This window comes from Comamonas sp. GW821-FHT11H03, from assembly GCF_058807955.1.
Genome location: NZ_JBXARF010000004.1, coordinates 387572 through 404683, shown reverse-complemented (window position 1 = coordinate 404683; position 17112 = coordinate 387572). Strand labels below are relative to the sequence as shown.

The window sequence follows — 17112 nt, the reverse complement described above, 5'->3', positions numbered from 1 at the left end:
TGGACAGCTTCCCTGCGCGAGGATGATCTCGGGCAAGCGGACCTCAAGACACCGCTTGCGCAATCAGGTTCAAAGGGACTCTCTCAGCCCTGACCGGTCATGGTCAGGACACCCCCAGCATGGCTGCCAGCCTTGGGCAGCAGCGAGCGCGATTGTGCCAGACATGCCAGGCCGGAGCAGGACTGCGGCGCGAAGCGGTGTTGCAAAGGGTGTTGGAAATGGTGTTGCAAATGCTTGCAAATCGGAGGGCCGGTCTTGACCCCGTTGGCTCTGCTGCTGCGTTTCAGCCTTCGACAAGTTTGTTTCACGCCGCTGTGGCTGTACTTTGAGGAGGCCTTGTCCATGTTGTCTGTCCGTATCGATCCCCCGGTTTCCGGTTTCTTGCTGTCGCGCGGCCGTCTGCTGCGCGCTTTTGTGCTCTGCGCTGCCGCGATGGTGGCCGCCGCGCCGGCTTCGGCCTGGACGCGTGGCAGCCACAAGCTGGCCCAGATCAGCATCGTCGAACGTGCCACGGGTCGGGTACTGCCCCAGTACAGTCACGAGGGGGAGTTGTGGGTGGTGGGTCGTCCTGGTGCCAACTATGCGGTGCGCATCCGCAATCTCGAGGGCCGCATCATCATGGGCGTCATCAGCGTTGACGGGGTCAATGCCATCAACGGCCGCACGGCGAGTTCCCGCGCCGAAGGCGGCTATGTGCTGGATGCGGGCGACAGCTATGACGTGAGGGGCTGGCGCAAAAGCAATGACAACGTGGCTGCGTTCTATTTCTCCGAAAGCGATATGTCCTATGCCGCCAGAACCGGCCGGCCGCAGGATGTGGGCGTGATCGGGGTTGCGCTGTACCGTGAAAAGCTCCCCGAGCCTGCCGCCTACCAGGGGCCGCTCTATGAGCCGCAAGCGCAGGCCAGTGCCTCGGCGGCTGAATCTGCGGCGGCGGATGTCGCCGTGCCGCAGGCCGCCAGCAAGAGCCGCAGCGCCGAGCGCCGTGCGCCACAGGCCTCGCCGGCCCCCTCGCTGGGCACGGGCCATGGCGCGGTGGAGCGCTCGCAAGTCACCCAGGTGGAGTTCGAAGCCGACTCCGACCAACCCCGGCAGATGGTGCGCATCCGTTACGACAGCTATGCCAATCTGGTCGCCAGAGGCGTGATTCGCGAGCCTCGTCCACGGCTGTCCCAGCCGCGCGTGCCCAATCCTTTTCCCGGGGACAACGGCTTTGTGCCGGATCCGCCCCGCAACTGAGTTGGTGGCGCTGTCGCCGGAATTTGCATAATCGCGGGCATGCTTGCACCGCCGCTTGCCCAACCCTCAACCGCCGATGAAGCCCTGATGCGCAGCTATGCCGCAGGGCAGACCACGGCTTTTGAGACGCTTTATGCCCGGCACAGCCTGCGCATGTGGCGCTATTTCTATCGCAACACGGGCGATGCGGCGCTGGCCGACGATCTGGCGCAAGACCTCTGGTTTGCCGTGGTGGACAGTGCTTGCCGCTATGAGGTGCGCAGCAGGTTCACGACCTGGCTGTTCACCATGGCGCATCACCGGCTGGTCGACCATTGGCGCAGGCAGCGGCCGGGCATCAGCCTGTCGGCAGACACGCAAGAGTCCATGCGGCTGGCCGAAAGCCTGTTTGCGGCCTCGGGCTTCGAGCCCGAGCAGCAGCTCGATCGCCAACTCATGGCCCAGGCCATTCTGGCAGCGTTGGCCCGGCTCCCGGCCGAGCAGCGCGAGTGCTTTTTGCTGCAGGTCGAGGCTGATCTGACACTGGCCGAAATTGCCAAGACCACCGGCGTTGCCGAGGAAACGGCTAAGAGCCGCTTGCGCTATGCGCGTGCCAAACTGCGCGCCGCGCTGGAGGAACTGGCATGAATATGCACCCCGACGCCCCGTCCGGCGACGACAAGCCCGATGCGCTGCGAGAGATCTACCACGATGCGGTGGCACAAGACCGTGGCCCCAGTGCACAAAGCAGTGCCGCTATTTTGGATCGCGCGCGCCAGCGCGCGGCAGGCGTACGGCAGGAGCCCTCGGTGCCGATGGACAAGCCTGCCGCCAATGACCGCTTCTGGCTGCGTCATGCGCTGGGCGGACTGGCGGCTGTCGGACTGGTGGGCTGGCTGATGCTGCAGCATGGTGCCTGGTGGAGCGGGCCGGACGCCGGATCCGGTTCCAGCTCCGACGTCGTGGCCGAGCCTGCCCAGCCTGCGGATATCGACCCGGCTGCACAGGCAGCTGTACAGGCGTCTGCAATGGCTTCTGCTCCGGCGGCTGCAGATGCCAGCGCAGCTCCTTCGGCTCCGCTGGCTGAGAAGTCCAGGCAGAGCCGGGCTCCAGCAAAGGCGCAGCAGGCGCCGCATACCCTGGATGTGCAGGCGTCGGCCCCCGCGCCGCAATCCGAGGCTGCGCCAGCCTCCAGCGCAGCAGCGGCAGCAAGCAGAGCACCGGCTGCCAAGGCGCTTTCCCGGAGCACGGATGCTGCGCAGCCTGTTGCACCGGCGGCCGATGCGATGACACCCCAAAACTCTCGCTTGTCCGCGCAATTGCCGCTGTGTCCCCTGCCGACCGAAGAAGAGGCCCGTCGGCAAGCCGCAACAGAGGGGGCGGATAAGGGGGCGGATAGTGGCTCGGGCACGGCACGCCAACCCCCGCATTGCCGTCCGCGAAAGCAAGAGCAATTGCCGCCAGTCAAGTCTGAGTCTGGTCAAGATGCTGCGCAAGATGTAGCAACACCGCAGCGATGAGACAAAAAAAGCCCGCTTGACGCGGGCTTGGGTGATGGTCTGGCCAGTCCTTTTCAGGCCTGGCGTAAGAGCATGTTACTGGATTTTTGCGCTTTTGCGCAGCTGATCCTGGAATTGCTGCAGCTTTTGCTGTTGCAGCTGCTGAGTGATCTGGGGCTTGACGTCCTCGAACTTGGGCATTTCAGCCTGGCGCTCGTCATCCATGCGGATGATGTGCCAGCCAAACTGGCTCTTGACGGGGGCGTCGGTCATTTCGCCCTTCTTGAGCTTGATCAGCGCTTCGGTGAACTCGGGCACGTAGTTGTTGGGGTTGGCCCAGTCCAGGTCGCCGCCGCGGGCACCCGATCCGGGGTCCTTGGATTCCTTCTTGGCGATGTCTTCGAACTTCTTGCCTGCCTTCACCTCGGCGATGATGGCCTTGGCGCGGTCTTCGGATTCCACGAGGATGTGGCTGGCCTTGTATTCCTTGCCACCATTGGCCTCAACGAACTTGTCGTATTCGGCCTTGGCTTCGGCATCGGTCACGGGGTTCTTCTTCTGGAAGTCTTCGAACAGCGCACGGATCAGCACGGTCTGGCGGGCCATGTCCATCTGTTGCTTGTAGGCCTCGGAAGCTGCCAGACCGCGGCGGTTGGCTTCCTGCATGAAGACTTCACGCGCGATGACCTCGTCCTTGATCATCTTGTCCATCTCGGGGGCCACGGGCTGGCCGCTGGCTTCGATCTGGGCCTTCAGGGCATTGACGCGGGCCATGGGAACGGCCTTGCCATTGACGATAGCCACATTCTGGGCCGAGGCGGACAGGGCGGCTGCGCCCAGAACAGCGGCGGCCACGATGCGGGCCAGTTGCTTTTGTTTCATGCTCATTCGAGTTGTGATTGAGAAAAGTAAGTGAAGTTCAGTCCATACGCAACAGGCTCCCATCAAGGAGCCTGCGGTCAGAACGGTGCGTTCTCAAAGTACTTCAATGGCGATGGCATGAACACCCTGGTCAATGAAGTCTTGCAGTGCATCATACACAAGGCGGTGGCGTGCCACGCGGGTTTTTCCATCAAAGGCCGGACCAGCGATGCGCACGCGAAAATGCGTGCCCACACCGCTGTCGTTGGCACCGGCATGACCGGCATGCTGATAGCTCTCGTCGATGACTTCGAGTCGGCTCGGGGCCAGACGCTGGCGCAGGGCTGCGTCCATGGCCTGGGCGCTGATGGTCACGCTCATGGCTGCTTGTCCTTGGTTTCGGCCGTGTTGGGCACACCGTCCTGGGGCAGGTAGCGGCTCATGTAGACGGCTTGTGCAATCACAAACACCACCATCAGTCCCATGCCGCCAAACAGCTTGAAGTTGACCCAGGCATCGGTGTCGAAGTTGTAGGCTACCCAGATGTTGAGTCCGCCCATGGCAGCGAAGAATGCGGTCCAGGCCCAGTTGAGCTTGAGCCATATGGCGTCGGGCAGTTGCAGTTGCGCGCCCATGACGGAGCGCAGCAGGTTCTTTTGAAACACCAACTGGCCGATCAGCAGCGCGCCGCCCATGAGCCAGTACAGCACCGTGGGCTTCCATTTGATGAAGTTGTCGTCATGGGCCAGCAAAGTGGCGCCGCCAAACAGTACGATGACGCCCAGGCTCATCCATTGCATGGGCTCGATCTTGCCGGTCTTCAAGCGCAGATAGGCGATCTGCGCCACAGTGGCGGCAATGGCCACGGCTGTGGCGGTGTAGATGCCCCAGACCTTGAAGGCCACGAAAAACAGGATGATGGGGAAGAAATCAATCAGCAGCTTCATGCGCGAAATGGTAGTCGTTCTGGAATTCAGACTGCGCAGCACCGACAAGGTTCCCGGCGCTGTGAGTAAAGCCGCATCATGCACCAAAGCCCAGGTCATTCCGTGAGCAAAGCCTTGTGCGCCGGACGGAATCAGCTATCAAAGCTGATGCGCAGCGTCAGCGCAGCAAGCCCGCTTGGAAGCGTAGCCCTTGCTGCCCAAGCGTTGCCAGCTCTTATTTTTGGGGCTCGTTCTGGAAATCCAGCGAGGCCGAGTTCATGCAGTAGCGCAGGCCGGTGTCGGTGGGGCCGTCAGGAAAGACATGGCCCAGATGGGCTCCGCAGTTGCTGCACACAGTCTCGGTGCGCACCATGCCGTGGCTGCGGTCCACGATATTGGTGATGGCGCCGGGCAGGGCCTGGTCAAAGCTGGGCCAGCCGCAGCCGGCGTCAAACTTGGTATGGGAGTCGAACAGCTTGTTGCCGCAGCAGATGCAGTGGTAGCTGCCATCGGCCCAGAACTGTTCGTATTTGCCGGTGAACGGCCTCTCGGTGGCCGCGTGGCGCGTGACCTGGAAGGCCGCGGCTTCGGCGCCCTTGTCCTGCAACAGGGCTTGCCATTCTTGGTCGGATTTCTGGACAGGGAAGCTCATGATGAACAGCTGATCTCAATCGAGGAAGCCCAGTCGGGCGGGAAGCCGGCCCAGTCAGCGTGGTCCGGGTGCGATTCATAAGGCGCTTGCAGCACGGCCAGCATTTGCTGCGCAGGCGCAAAGTCGCCTGACTGGGCGGCACGAATCACGGTCTCGCCCAGATGGTTGCGCAGCACAAAGCGCGGATTGGATTTTTGCATCAAATCGACGGCTTGCGCTTGATCCACTTGTGCCAGCTGAGCTGAATAGCCCAGTGACCAGGCATCAAAGCTGGCGCGATCCAAAATGATGTCACGCAGTGGCTCAAAGTCGATTTTCGTTTCCTGCCTCTGTGCAATAGCATCGGTCAGGCGGCTGAAGAAGATGGTGTAGTCCACCTTGCTGTCGGCCAGGATCTGCAGCAGCGGGTTGACCAGCAGCGCAAAGCGCCCTTCGGTGGCGGGCGTGCCGGCCTCGTTCTCGGGCAGGCCCAGCTTGGCCAGCATCTGGCGCGCATAGGCGGCGGGAAAGACGGTCTTGTACGACTCCAGCGCGGCAATCGTCAGCTCTTCGTCGCCGATCAGCGGCAGCAGGGCCTGGCCCAGGCAATAGAGATTCCAGTAGGCCACCTGGGGCTGGCGGTTGAAGGCATAGCGGCCCTGGCTGTCGCTGTGGTTGCAGATGTGGCCGGGGTCGAAGGCGTCGAGAAACTGGAAGGGGCCGTAATCGATGGTCAGGCCCAGGACGCTCATATTGTCGGTATTCATCACGCCATGGCAAAAGCCCACGCCTTGCCACTGGGCCAGCAATCGGGCCGTGCGCTCGCTCACGGCCTGCAGAAAGTTGGCATAGGGATTGCCGTTCAGTGCAGCGGCCGTGCGGCACTGGGGGTAGTGCTGGTCGATGACCAGATCGGCCAGGGCTTTTAGTTCGGCCTGCATGTCGCGTGCGGCGAAATGCTCGAAATGGCCGAAGCGGATGAAACTCTCGGCCACACGGGTCACGACGGCGGCGGTTTCCATGGTCTCGCGCGCCACGGGCAGGGGCGAGCCTGTCAGCGCCAGCGCGCGCGTGGTGGGAATGCCCAGAGCCGCCATGGCTTCGCTGCAGAGAAACTCCCGAATTGACGAGCGCAGCACGGCCCGGCCGTCACCCATGCGTGAATAGGGGGTGCGGCCTGCGCCCTTGAGCTGGACTTCAAAGCCCTGCTCCGTCTCGCCCAGCAAGATGGCACGGCCGTCGCCGAGTTGGCCGGCCCAGACGCCGAACTGGTGACCGCTATAGACAGTGGCCAGCGGCTTGCTGCCGCCGTTGCCATGGTCGGGGGCGGGATTGCCGCTGAGTATCTGCAGTGCTTGGGCACTGCGCAGCCATTCGGGGTTCAGACCCATCCAGCGGGCCGTGCTGACGCTGGTGGCAATCCAGTGCGGCTCGGGCACTGGCGTGGGTTGAAGATAGGTGAAAAAAGCAGGGCCCAGGGATTCGAAGCGGCCGGGCTTGCGCCATTGCGGGGCAGGGGATTCGCTCATGCAGGCATTGTGCTTGAGCGGCATCAGGGACAGGGCTTGCAGGGTTGTTGAGCCGGTTGAAGCGGGAGCGCAGCCTAGGTTTTTCCCTGAGTGCGCGCATATCGTTCAGAGGGAGGATGCCGGCAAAGGTCGCCAAGGTTACGCATTGGTGACAGTCCTCAGATGACGACCGGGAAGCCCGCGCTAGGATGCTTCCCGATCATCACAACGATATCCAGGAGAGTGCCAATGTTGGGTCTGATGCAAAGCCAGCCGCTGCTGATTTCTTCCCTGATCGAGTTTGCCGCACGCAACCATGCCGATGGAGAGATCGTCTCCCGCCGTGTGGAGGGCGATATCCACCGCTACACCTACAAGGATCTGGCGGCCCGCTCGCGCCAACTGGCCAACAAGCTCGACTCCCTGGGACTGGCCCAGGGCGATCGCGTGGCCAGCCTGGCCTGGAACGGCTATCGCCATATGGAGATGTATTTCGGCGTCAGCGGCTCGGGCCGGGTGCTGCACACCGTCAACCCGCGCCTGCACCCCGAGCAGATTGCCTGGATCGTCAACCACGCCGAAGACAAGGTGCTGTGCTTTGACCTGACTTTTTTGCCCATCATCCAGGCCGTGCATGCCAAATGTCCCGAGGTGCAGCAATGGGTGGTGCTCTGCGATGCAGACCGGCTGCCGGCTGATAGCGGCATTCCCGGCCTTGTCAGCTACGAGAGCTGGATTGCGGGTCAGTCCGATCAATACCGCTGGCCGCAGTTCGACGAGAACACCGCTTCCAGCATGTGCTATACCAGCGGCACCACGGGCAATCCCAAGGCCGTGCTCTACAGCCACCGCTCCAGCACCTTGCACGCCTATGCAGCCGCGCTGCCGGACGTGATGTGCCTGTCTGCCCGTGATTCTGTGCTGCCCGTGGTTCCCATGTTCCACGTCAATGCCTGGGGCCTGCCCTATTCGGCGGCGCTCACGGGCTGCAAGATGGTCTTCCCGGGCCCGGCGCTCGATGGCAAGTCAGTCTATGACCTCATCGAGTCGGAAGGCGTGACCTTTGCTGCCGGCGTGCCCACCGTCTGGCAGATGCTGCTTGGCTATATGAAGCCGGGCGGCCTGCGTTTTTCCAAGCTCAAGCGCACGGTGATCGGCGGCTCCGCCTGCCCGCCGGCCATGATCACGGCCTTCCAGGACGACTATGGTGTGGAGGTGCTGCACGCCTGGGGCATGACGGAGATGAGTCCGCTGGGCACGCTGTGCACGCTCAAGAACAAGCATCTGGATCTGCCCAAGGACGAGCAGATGAAGATCCTGCAAAAGCAGGGGCGCGCGATCTATGGTGTGGAGATGAAGATCGTCAACGACGCTGGCGACGAGCAGCCCTGGGATGGCAAGAGCTATGGCGACCTGCTGGTGCGCGGCCCCTGGATCGTCGACAGCTACTACAAAGGCAGCGGCAATCCCCTGGTGCGCGGGGCTGATGGCTACGGTTGGTTCCCGACGGGGGATGTGGCGACGATAGACCCCGACGGCTATATGCAGATTACCGATCGCAGCAAGGATGTGATCAAGTCCGGCGGCGAATGGATCAGCTCCATCGATATTGAAAACATCGCCATGGCCAACCCGGCCGTGGCCATGGCAGCCTGCATAGGCATGCCGCATCCCAAGTGGGACGAGCGCCCCATCGTGGCTGTGGTCAAGAAACCAGGCGCCGAAATCACGCGCGAGGAGCTGCTGAAGTTCTACGAGGGCAAGACGGCCAAGTGGCAAATTCCCGATGATGTGGTGTTTGTGGAGGCCATTCCGATCGGTGCCACGGGCAAGATGCTCAAGACCCGTCTGCGCGAGGAACTCAAGGACTACAAGCTGCCTTCGGCTGCCTGATCGCCTCCCGTCCGGCTGGAGCAAAGCCATCATCGTGAGATGATGGCTTTTTTGCCTGTGCCTCTTCTGGCGCGATTGATTGTTTGACATCCATGCCTTCAGCTCCTGGTTTTTGCGATTGCTCGCCATCCTCGCTATCGGATGGTGATCGCTCCCAAGACCTGCCGCGACGCCAGCTTCTCGCAGCCGCCTTGCTAGGCGGGCTGGGTGCATGGAGTCTTCCTGCAGCAGCCTGCGGGCCAGAGACTGTCGCCCCGGCTGCACCGCGCAATGTGTGTCTGGAGTGTCTGGCACGCCGGGCGCAGCAGCGCTCGGCCTTTGTGAACAAGGAGTTGCCATGAGCACGCCGCCTGCCTGGCAGGAAGCAAGGCCTGCGCGCAGGATCTGGCCCCAGCGCTGGTCGCAGCTGCATCCAGGCGGGCGCTCCACGGGCCTGCCCATGCAGCTGTATCTGCTGCTGGATGCGGCGCAGAACCGCGAGCTGCTGGCGCTGGCCCCGCAAAGCGGTGCCGAGGCCTTGTTTGCTTTTGCGCGCTCCAGCAAGGAGGGCCAGCTCAGCCCCTGGCTGGTGCACCTGGGCAGCAGTGCCCAGGCCTTGAAAAAGCCGCAGCAGGATTTTCTCGATGCCGTGCTCGATGTGGTGCAGGCCAGCCCCTGCGCCAGCCTGCTTGCCAGCGAGTGCGAGATGCCGGCGCTGCTGGCCCATCTGCGCCTGGGCATGGACCCTGTGCTGCCCGAGGGCAACAGCAGTTATCTGGCCCTATGGGACCCCGCCGTGCTCGCGGCCTTGCTGGGACAAAGTGATCCGGACACGCAAAGCGTCATCGATCCCGTGCTGCAGCCCGCACAGTGCCGGGCCTTGCTGGGGCCGGTCGTGCACTGGTGGTGCTGGAGCCGATCGGGCCGGTTGCATGAATATGCGGCGGCTGATTTTGCCGGGCCTGCGGTGCCCCTGCCGCTGCAACTCAGCACCGCTCAGGTCGATGCGCTGGTAAAGGGCAATGTGCCCGATCTGCTGATCTACTACCTCAATCTGAATCAGACCCATCTGCGCGACAAATTGCCGCCACTGGCCATGCACTGGTTTGTGCGTCAGCAACTGGTGTTCGCACGCCGCCAGGGGCTATCGGGCACACGTGACCTGCTCAACTATCTGTGCCTGGCGCTGATGGCGGGCGCACGCTTTGATCAGCTGCCCGGCGTGAAGGAGCTTTTGGCCCGGGTCAAGGACGGCAGGCTGAGCTTCGATCAGCTGATGCGCGAGATAGGCCCGCTTCTGGATGGCAGGGAGTTGCCCGAGCCTCAGGTGCTGAGCAGCCCCAGCGGCCTGCCGCTGACGGAAAGCCAGCTACCGCTCTAGACTTTTGAAGTCTAAAGTGTCTCTATCCCTTTATGGGCAGGAGAAGCCGGCTATGGTTTTTGAAGTTGTGGCCTGAGGTAAACCCTGCAGTCACCAATGTGATATGCGCTAGGGCAACCCCCAGGCCGCAGGCGCTGGCTTGCCCTTTAGGCTGGGCGTCGCTCATAACCACCAACGGAGACGCTCTATGAAGTTTGCAATCAAGGCTTTGACAGCATCGGTGATCCTGGCGTGCGCGGGGAGTGCGATGGCGCAGAAGGGTGAGACCGTCAAGGTCGCCTGGATTGACCCGCTCTCGGGCCTGATGGCAGCGCTGGGATCCAATCAGCTCAAAAGCCTGCAGTACGTGGCTGAGGAAATCAACAAGAGCAGTGCTTCGGGGGTGAAGTTCGAAATCATCGGCATCGACAACAAGCTCAGCCCGCAGGAGACTACGGCTGCGCTGCGCTCGGCCATGGATCAGGGTGTGCGCTATGTGTTCCAGGGCAATGGCTCGGGCCCGGCGCTGGCCATCATGGATGCGCTGGAAAAGCACAATGCGCGCAACAAGGGCAAGGAGGTCGTGTTCCTCAACTATGCGGCGGTAGATCCGGACCTGACCAACAGCAAGTGCAGCTACTGGCATTTCCGGCTCGATGCCGACACTTCCATGAAGATGGAGGCCTTGACCACTTATATGAAGGACGTGCCTGAGGTCAAGAAGGTCTATCTGATCAACCAGAACTACTCGCATGGTCAGCAGGTGTCCAAGTTCGCCAAGGAGATGCTCAAGCGCAAACGCCCCGATGTGGAAATCGTGGGTGATGACTTCTCGCCACTGGCTCAGGTACGTGACTTTGCGCCCTATGTGGCCAAGATAAAGCAGTCGGGCGCCGATACGGTGATCACCGGCAACTGGGGCTCGGACCTGGCGCTGCTGATCAAGGCCGCCAACGACGCGGGCCTGAACAACGTCAAGTTCTACACCTATTACGGCATTGCCACGGGCGCGCCCACGGCCATGGGCGCAGCGGCGGCAGGCAAGGTCTATATGGTGGGCTATGGCCACCTGAACATGCCCGGAGTCATGGACAAGATCGTCAAGGGCTTCAAGGCCAAGGTCAACGAGGACATGTACACCGGTACCGTGTACACGGGGCTGAACATGCTCGACCAGGCTTTTGCCAAGGCCAAGACCACCGACCCGGTCAAGGTCGCGGCGACCATGGAGGGCATGAAGTTCCAGAACTACAACGGCGAGGTCGAGATGCGCAAGAGCGATCACCAGTTGCAGCAGGGCCTGTACATCGCGCGCTGGGAGAAGGCCGGCGGCAAATACCCCATGGACTCCGAGAACACGGGCTATACCTTTGCACCTGTGAAGTACTTCGAGCCCTATGTGGCCAGCACCCCCACCAGTTGCCAGATGAAGCGCCCGTCCTGAGCGGGGAGGCGGGATCGATATTCGGGGCGCCCTGGTGGCGTCCTTTTTTGTTCCCGGATTTCATTCGTCTGTAAGTGCGAGCAGCTGTCGCGCAAGTGTCGCCAACTGCCGCGAATCGGCCCGGCAAGTCGCATGCGTGATAGTTCCTAAGGCTTTCCCCAGCGGGAAAAAGTCTACCGGCCGGTAGATTGGCGTCAGTTGCTAGCAAAAATGGTGAAGGAGACAAGTATGAAATGGGTTATACGCGCAGTGGCCGTCTCGGCCATGGCAGTGAGTGCAGGTGGAGCCTGGGCTCAGAAGGGCGAAACCGTCAAGATCGCCTGGATTGATCCCTTGTCGGGTCTGATGGCTGCCGTGGGAACGAATCAGCTCAAGACCTTTCAGCTGCTGGCGGAGGAGTTCAACAAGAAAAATGCCTCGGGGGTGAAGTTCGAGATCGTGGCGCTGGACAACAAGCTCAGCCCGCAGGAGACCACGGCCGCGCTGCGCTCGGCCATGGATCAGGGCGTGCGCTATGTGACCCAGGGCAATGGCTCGGGCCCGGCGCTGGCCATCATGGATGCGCTGGAAAAGCACAACAGCCGCAACAAGGGCAAGGAGCTGCTCTATCTCAACTACGCGGCCGTGGATCCCGACCTGACCAACAGCAAGTGCAGCTACTGGCATTTCCGGCTCGATGCCGATACCTCCATGAAGATGGAGGCGCTGACCACCTTCATGAAGGACGATGCCGAGGTCAAGAAGGTCTATCTGATCAACCAGAACTACGGGCATGGCCAGCAGGTGTCCAAGTTCGCCAAGGACCTGCTCAAGAGAAAGCGTCCGGATGTGCAGATCGTGGGCGATGACTTTTCTCCGCTGGCCCAGGTGCGCGACTTCGCGCCCTATGTGGCCAAGATCAAGCAGTCGGGAGCCGATACCGTGATCACCGGCAACTGGGGCGCGGATCTGTCGCTGCTGCTCAAGGCGGCCAACGACGCGGGGCTGAACAACGTCAAGTTCTATACCTATTACGCATTTGGCGCCGGCGCTCCCACGGCCATGGGCGCGGCCTCCGACGGCAAGGTCTATACCGTGACCTACGGGCACTACAACATGGGCGCGCCGATTCAGGCCAGCATGGATAGCTTCAAGAAGAAATTCAACGACGACCTGACGCAAAGCTCGATCTACCATGTCTTCGCCTTGCTGGATGCGGCCTTTGTCAAGACGGGCTCCACCGACCCGGTCAAGGTTGCGGCAGCGCTTGAGGGCATGAAGCTCAAGAGCTTCAACGGCGATGTTGAGATGCGCAAGAGCGACCACCAGTTGCAGCAGGGCCTGTATATCTCGAAGTGGCAGAAGGCGGGCGGCAAGTTCCCCTATGACGCCGAAAACACCGGCTACACCTTCGCCCCCGTGAAGTACTACGAGCCCTATGTGGCCAGCACGCCCACCAGCTGCCAGATGAAGCGTCCGTCCTGAATCAGGCTCGCATATCTCGCTTTCCCTCGTGCTGCAGCATCCGCACCGACAAGAACGCATAACAGGTGCAGTGCTGCAGCGGTCTTTTTGCTCATGAGAACAAGGCAAGTCGATGACGCCTGAATTTTTCACCATATCCATGCTCAACGGCGTGAGCTACGGGCTGTTGCTTTTCATGCTCAGCTCGGGCCTGACGCTGATCTTCAGCATGATGGGCGTGCTTAATTTCGCTCACACCAGTTTCTACATGCTGGGTGCGTACTTCGCATACACGCTCAGCGGCGTCATCGGGTTCTGGCCCGCGCTCGTCGTCAGCCCGCTGCTGGTGGGCGTGCTGGGGGCGCTGTTCGAGCGCTACAGCCTGCGCCGCGTGCACAAATATGGCCATGTGCCCGAGTTGCTGGTGACTTTTGGTCTGTCCTATCTGATTCTTGAGGTGGTGCAGCTGGTCTGGGGGCGCGGCACCGTGCCTTATGCGCTGCCATCGGCGCTGCAGGGGCCGCTGTTCACCTTGTATGGCACACAGTTCCCCAAGTCACGTTCCTTTGTGATGCTGGTGGCGCTGCTGATGCTGGTGGCTGTCTGGCTGCTGCTGACGCGCACACGCATCGGCCTGGTGATTCAGGCCGCGCTCAAGAACCCCGAAATGGTGGAGGCGCTGGGCCACAACGTGCCGCGCGTGTTCATGCTGGTGTTCGGCGGCGGCTGCGCGCTGGCCGGTCTGGCCGGAGTGATTGGCGGCAACACCTATGTGACCGAGCCCGCCATGGCGGCCTCCGTGGGCTCCATCATTTTCGTGGTGGTGGTGGTCGGCGGCATGGGTTCGCTGGCCGGTGCTTTCGTGGCCTCGCTGCTGATCGGCGTGTTGCAGACCTTCGCCGTGGCACTGGACTGGTCTCTGGCTGGCCTGTTCGCCTCCATGGGCCATCAGGTCAATGAGTCCACCTTCGGCTGGCCCGTGCTGCGGCTGACGCTGTCGCAGGTCGCACCGATTCTGCCTTACCTGTTCCTGGTGCTGATTCTGATCTTCCGCCCCAAGGGCTTGCTGGGTACCAGAGGGGATTGAGCCATGTCTTCGATTGCAAAAACATCCATGAATTCTTCTGCTGCCGACAAAGCTCGGAACCAGGAACATTACCGCTTCAAGCCCTTGAACATAGGGCGAATTCTGATCTGGGGCCTGTTTGCGCTGGCGCTGATCGTGGCACCGCTGATCTTCACCAGCTCGCTGGCCCTGACCATGCTCAGCCAGATCGGCTATCTGATCATCATCTGTCTGTCCTACAACATCCTGCTGGGGCAGGGCGGCATGCTGAGCTTCGGGCATGCGGTCTATACCGGCCTGGGTTCGTTCCTGGCCATTCATGCCATGAACAAGGCCGCTGCAGGCGAGATGGCCATTCCGCTGGTGCTGATTCCCATTGTGGGCGGCCTTGCGGGCATGTTCTTCGCCGCGCTCTTCGGCTATGTGACGACCAAGAAATCCGGCACCACCTTTGCCATGATCACCATGGGTCTGGGAGAGCTGGTGGCCTCCATGGCGCTGATGTTTCCCGAGTTCTTCGGCGGTGAGGGCGGCATCACCACGGACCGGGTCTACAGCAAGTTCTTCGGACTGGATTTCGGCTCGGGCCTGCAGGTGTATTACCTGATTGCCGTGTATTGCTTTGTCTGCACTGCTGCCATGTTTGCTTTTACCGGCACGCCGTTGGGGCGCATGCTGAACGCCGTGCGCGACAACCCCGAGCGTGTCGAGTTCGTGGGCTACAACACCCAGCGCGTGCGCTACTTCGCCTTCATCATTGCCGGCTTTTTCGCCGGCATCGGCGGTGGGTTGACGGCCATCAATTTCGAGATCATCACGGCCATGGACAGCGTCAGCGTGGTTCGCTCGGGAGGCTATCTGCTGTTCACCTTCCTGGGCGGAGCCACCTTCTTCTTCGGCCCCATCATCGGTGCCGTGCTGCTGGTGCTGGCATCGGTGCTGCTGTCCGAGCTGACCAAGGCCTGGCTGCTGTACCTGGGCCTGGTGTTCCTGCTCATGGTCATGTATGCCCCCGGCGGTGTGGCCAGCCTGATCATGATGAATCTGCGTGTCGCCAAGTTCGGCCATTTCAAGCGCCTGCTGATGCCCTATCTGGGCATTCTGGCGGCGGGCACTGTGACGGTGATCGGCGCTGCGTCGCTGATCGAGATGATCTATCACATGCAGCTCAATGCGGCTCTGGGCCCCAAGGTGCCATTCATGGGAGCCGAGCTGGACACCGGTGCTGCTGCCACCTGGACAGTGGCGATTGTGGTGTTCGTGGTGGGCCTGGGGCTGTTGGAGGGCGTGCGCCGACTGACGGCCCGTCGCTGGGGCCGCATACAGGAAGCGATTGAAGAAAGCATCAAGAAAGGGGAGGGCTGAACCATGTCCAGCATCGCCATCCATCAACCGGCTGCGCAAGCGGTGCAGCAGTCCTCTCATGCGCTGGAGCTGCGCGATCTGCGCAAGAGCTTCGGCAAGACCGAAATCATCCGCGGCGCCAATCTGGCGGTCAATGCCGGCGAACGCATCGCCATCATCGGCCCCAACGGTGCGGGCAAGAGCACGTTGTTCAATCTCATCAGCGGCCGTTTCGAGCCCAGCAGCGGCGAGGTGCTGCTGCACGGCCAGCGCATTGACGGCAAAAAGCCTTTCGAAATCAATCGCATGGGACTGTCGCGCAGCTTCCAGATCACGAACATCTTTCCCAAGCTTTCGGTGTTTGAAAATCTGCGCTGCAGCGTGCTCTGGAGCCTGGGCTATCGCTACAGCTTCTGGCGCTTTCTCTCCAACCTGCATGACGCCAACGAACGCGCCAATGAGCTGATGGAGATGATCGGGCTGCACCGCAAGCGCGACACGCTGGCGGTGAACCTGACCTATGCCGAGCAGCGCGCGCTGGAGATCGGCATCACCATCGGCGGCGGTGCCAGCGTCATCCTGCTGGACGAACCCACGGCCGGCATGAGCAACAGCGAAACCGCGCATTTCATACAGCTGATCAAGAAAGTCACCGAAGGCAAGACGCTGCTGACCGTGGAGCACGACATGGGCGTGGTCTTTGGGCTCGCGGACAAGATTGCCGTGGTGGTCTATGGCGAGGTCATCGCCTATGACACGCCTGAAGCCGTGCGGGCCAATGCGCGGGTGCAGGAGGCCTACCTGGGCTCCTCCGTAGCCGATCAGCAGGCAGGAGCGCATTGATGCCGCACCCCCTGAGCGGCTGTGCCGCTTCCCTCTCTCTCGCTTCGCGGGAGGGAGACGACAGCTTCGCGGCGCAGCGACCCCTGCTTGCTGTTGCTGTTGCTGACCTGGGCCAAGCATGTTCTGGGGCTCCAAGCCTATTGACAATCCGAGAGGACATCAGCAGATGTTGAAGATCAATGATTTGCATGCCTATTACGGCAAAAGCCATGTGCTGCATGGTGTGGACTTCGAGGTCCATGCGGGCGAGATCGTGGCCTTGCTGGGGCGCAACGGCTCGGGCCGCTCCACCACGGCCAAGGCCATCATGGGGCTGGTGCACTGGGAGGGGGCGCTGGACTGGAAAGGCAAGAACCTGAACGGCAAAAAAGCCTATGAGGTGGCCCATCTGGGTATCGGCTATGTGCCCGAAAGTCGTGACGTATTCCCCAATCTGACCGTGCATCAGAACCTGATGCTGGGCCAGAAAGGCAAGGGCAAAGGCAGCCGCTGGGGCTTTGACGACATGTATGCCATGTTTCCCCGCCTCAAGGAGCGCCAGCACACCGAGGCTGGCGTGATGTCGGGCGGCGAGCAGCAGATGCTCACGCTCTGCCGCACGCTGATGGGCGATCCGGATCTCATCATCATCGACGAACCCACGGAAGGGCTGGCGCCCAAGATCGTGGAGCTGGTGGGCGAGTACCTCAAGAAGATCAAGGATCGCGGCGTGTCCGTGCTGCTGATCGAGCAAAAGCTCACCATTGCCATGAATATCTCGGATCGGGCGCTGGTCATGGGCCACGGACATATCGTGTTTGACGGCACCCCCGAGACCCTCAGAGCGAACGAAAAGGTTCGCAAGGAGTGGCTGGAGGTGTGAGCTGACACACCTCTTGAGCGGCTTTACCGCTTCCCCCTCTCTCTCGCTTTGCGGGAGGGGGACGACATCCTTGCTGCGGGGCGGTGGGGCCGCCCAGGCCCTTGCTTGATGTCTCTGACATGAGGTGTGCTCATTCTGTGAGCTGTCTCGCTCAGGACAAGCATCAGTTGCGCAACGCAGCAAAACTCGGAAAATAAAAAACGCACGACCGTTCTTTTCTATTTATTGAACAGGG

The 17112-nt window shown here is 61.6% G+C and carries 16 protein-coding genes; 11 read left to right on the top strand and 5 right to left on the bottom strand.

The features are described from left to right. The first annotated feature begins 342 nt into the window (after window positions 1–342). Genes AC1RTQ_RS12355 through AC1RTQ_RS12345 form a run of 3 tightly spaced genes read left to right on the top strand, consistent with a single transcriptional unit; the run spans window position 343 to window position 2738 of the window. Window positions 343–1239 carry a hypothetical protein gene (locus AC1RTQ_RS12355; RefSeq protein ID WP_492876077.1) on the top strand — a complete coding sequence of 299 codons (897 nt, stop codon included), beginning with the start codon at window positions 343–345 and terminating at the stop codon, window positions 1237–1239. A gap of 39 nt (window positions 1240–1278) precedes the next feature. Beyond that, window positions 1279–1866 carry a sigma-70 family RNA polymerase sigma factor gene (locus AC1RTQ_RS12350; RefSeq protein ID WP_492876075.1) on the top strand — a complete coding sequence of 196 codons (588 nt, stop codon included), beginning with the start codon at window positions 1279–1281 and terminating at the stop codon, window positions 1864–1866. Continuing rightward, complete coding sequence (locus AC1RTQ_RS12345; RefSeq protein WP_492876073.1) at window positions 1863–2738, top strand: hypothetical protein; 876 nt, start codon at window positions 1863–1865, stop codon at window positions 2736–2738. The genes AC1RTQ_RS12350 and AC1RTQ_RS12345 overlap by 4 nt, the downstream gene beginning before the upstream one ends. Window positions 2739–2813: 75 nt before the next feature. On the opposite strand, the gene AC1RTQ_RS12340 is transcribed toward AC1RTQ_RS12345, so the two are convergent. From AC1RTQ_RS12340 to AC1RTQ_RS12320, 5 genes are all read right to left on the bottom strand, one after another. After that, window positions 2814–3605 carry a peptidylprolyl isomerase gene (locus AC1RTQ_RS12340; protein WP_409817003.1) on the bottom strand — a complete coding sequence of 264 codons (792 nt, stop codon included), beginning with the start codon at window positions 3603–3605 and terminating at the stop codon, window positions 2814–2816. Window positions 3606–3692: 87 nt separating this feature from the next. After that, a complete protein-coding gene (locus AC1RTQ_RS12335; protein WP_302090134.1) occupies window positions 3693–3959 on the bottom strand; it encodes a BolA family protein in 267 nt (88 codons plus the stop codon). Then, window positions 3956–4525 (bottom strand): septation protein A, encoded by a 570-nt coding sequence (locus AC1RTQ_RS12330; protein ID WP_302090135.1) that lies wholly within the window; start codon window positions 4523–4525, stop codon window positions 3956–3958. Before AC1RTQ_RS12330 ends, AC1RTQ_RS12335 begins: the two co-directional genes overlap by 4 nt. A 214-nt stretch (window positions 4526–4739) precedes the next feature. Further along, complete coding sequence (gene msrB / locus AC1RTQ_RS12325) at window positions 4740–5156, bottom strand: peptide-methionine (R)-S-oxide reductase MsrB (protein ID WP_280008463.1); 417 nt, start codon at window positions 5154–5156, stop codon at window positions 4740–4742. Further along, complete coding sequence (locus AC1RTQ_RS12320; RefSeq protein WP_492876070.1) at window positions 5153–6688, bottom strand: protein adenylyltransferase SelO; 1536 nt, start codon at window positions 6686–6688, stop codon at window positions 5153–5155. Before AC1RTQ_RS12320 ends, msrB begins: the two co-directional genes overlap by 4 nt. A 204-nt stretch (window positions 6689–6892) precedes the next feature. Between AC1RTQ_RS12320 and AC1RTQ_RS12315 the strand changes: the two genes are divergently transcribed. The 8 genes from AC1RTQ_RS12315 (at window position 6893) to AC1RTQ_RS12280 (ending at window position 16877) form a co-directional block, all read left to right on the top strand. Beyond that, a complete protein-coding gene (locus AC1RTQ_RS12315) occupies window positions 6893–8536 on the top strand; it encodes a 3-(methylthio)propionyl-CoA ligase (RefSeq protein ID WP_492876068.1) in 1644 nt (547 codons plus the stop codon). A 337-nt stretch (window positions 8537–8873) separates the two neighbouring features. Then, on the top strand, window positions 8874–9896 hold the full coding sequence (locus tag AC1RTQ_RS12310) for a DUF4123 domain-containing protein (protein ID WP_492876066.1): 1023 nt from the start codon (window positions 8874–8876) through the stop codon (window positions 9894–9896). A 187-nt stretch (window positions 9897–10083) separates the two neighbouring features. Further along, on the top strand, window positions 10084–11319 hold the full coding sequence (locus AC1RTQ_RS12305; RefSeq protein WP_304349255.1) for a branched-chain amino acid ABC transporter substrate-binding protein: 1236 nt from the start codon (window positions 10084–10086) through the stop codon (window positions 11317–11319). A 228-nt stretch (window positions 11320–11547) separates the two neighbouring features. Beyond that, window positions 11548–12783 carry a branched-chain amino acid ABC transporter substrate-binding protein gene (locus AC1RTQ_RS12300; protein ID WP_304349254.1) on the top strand — a complete coding sequence of 412 codons (1236 nt, stop codon included), beginning with the start codon at window positions 11548–11550 and terminating at the stop codon, window positions 12781–12783. Between the two features lie 112 nt (window positions 12784–12895). Next, complete coding sequence (locus AC1RTQ_RS12295) at window positions 12896–13849, top strand: branched-chain amino acid ABC transporter permease (RefSeq protein ID WP_304349253.1); 954 nt, start codon at window positions 12896–12898, stop codon at window positions 13847–13849. Between the two features lie 3 nt (window positions 13850–13852). Continuing rightward, complete coding sequence (locus AC1RTQ_RS12290; RefSeq protein ID WP_492876062.1) at window positions 13853–15193, top strand: branched-chain amino acid ABC transporter permease; 1341 nt, start codon at window positions 13853–13855, stop codon at window positions 15191–15193. A gap of 3 nt (window positions 15194–15196) precedes the next feature. Beyond that, window positions 15197–16015, top strand: a complete 819-nt coding sequence (locus AC1RTQ_RS12285) for an ABC transporter ATP-binding protein (protein ID WP_302090143.1) — start codon at window positions 15197–15199, stop codon at window positions 16013–16015. Window positions 16016–16181: 166 nt separating this feature from the next. Further along, on the top strand, window positions 16182–16877 hold the full coding sequence (locus AC1RTQ_RS12280) for an ABC transporter ATP-binding protein (protein ID WP_302090144.1): 696 nt from the start codon (window positions 16182–16184) through the stop codon (window positions 16875–16877). The last annotated feature ends 235 nt before the right edge of the window (window positions 16878–17112 follow it).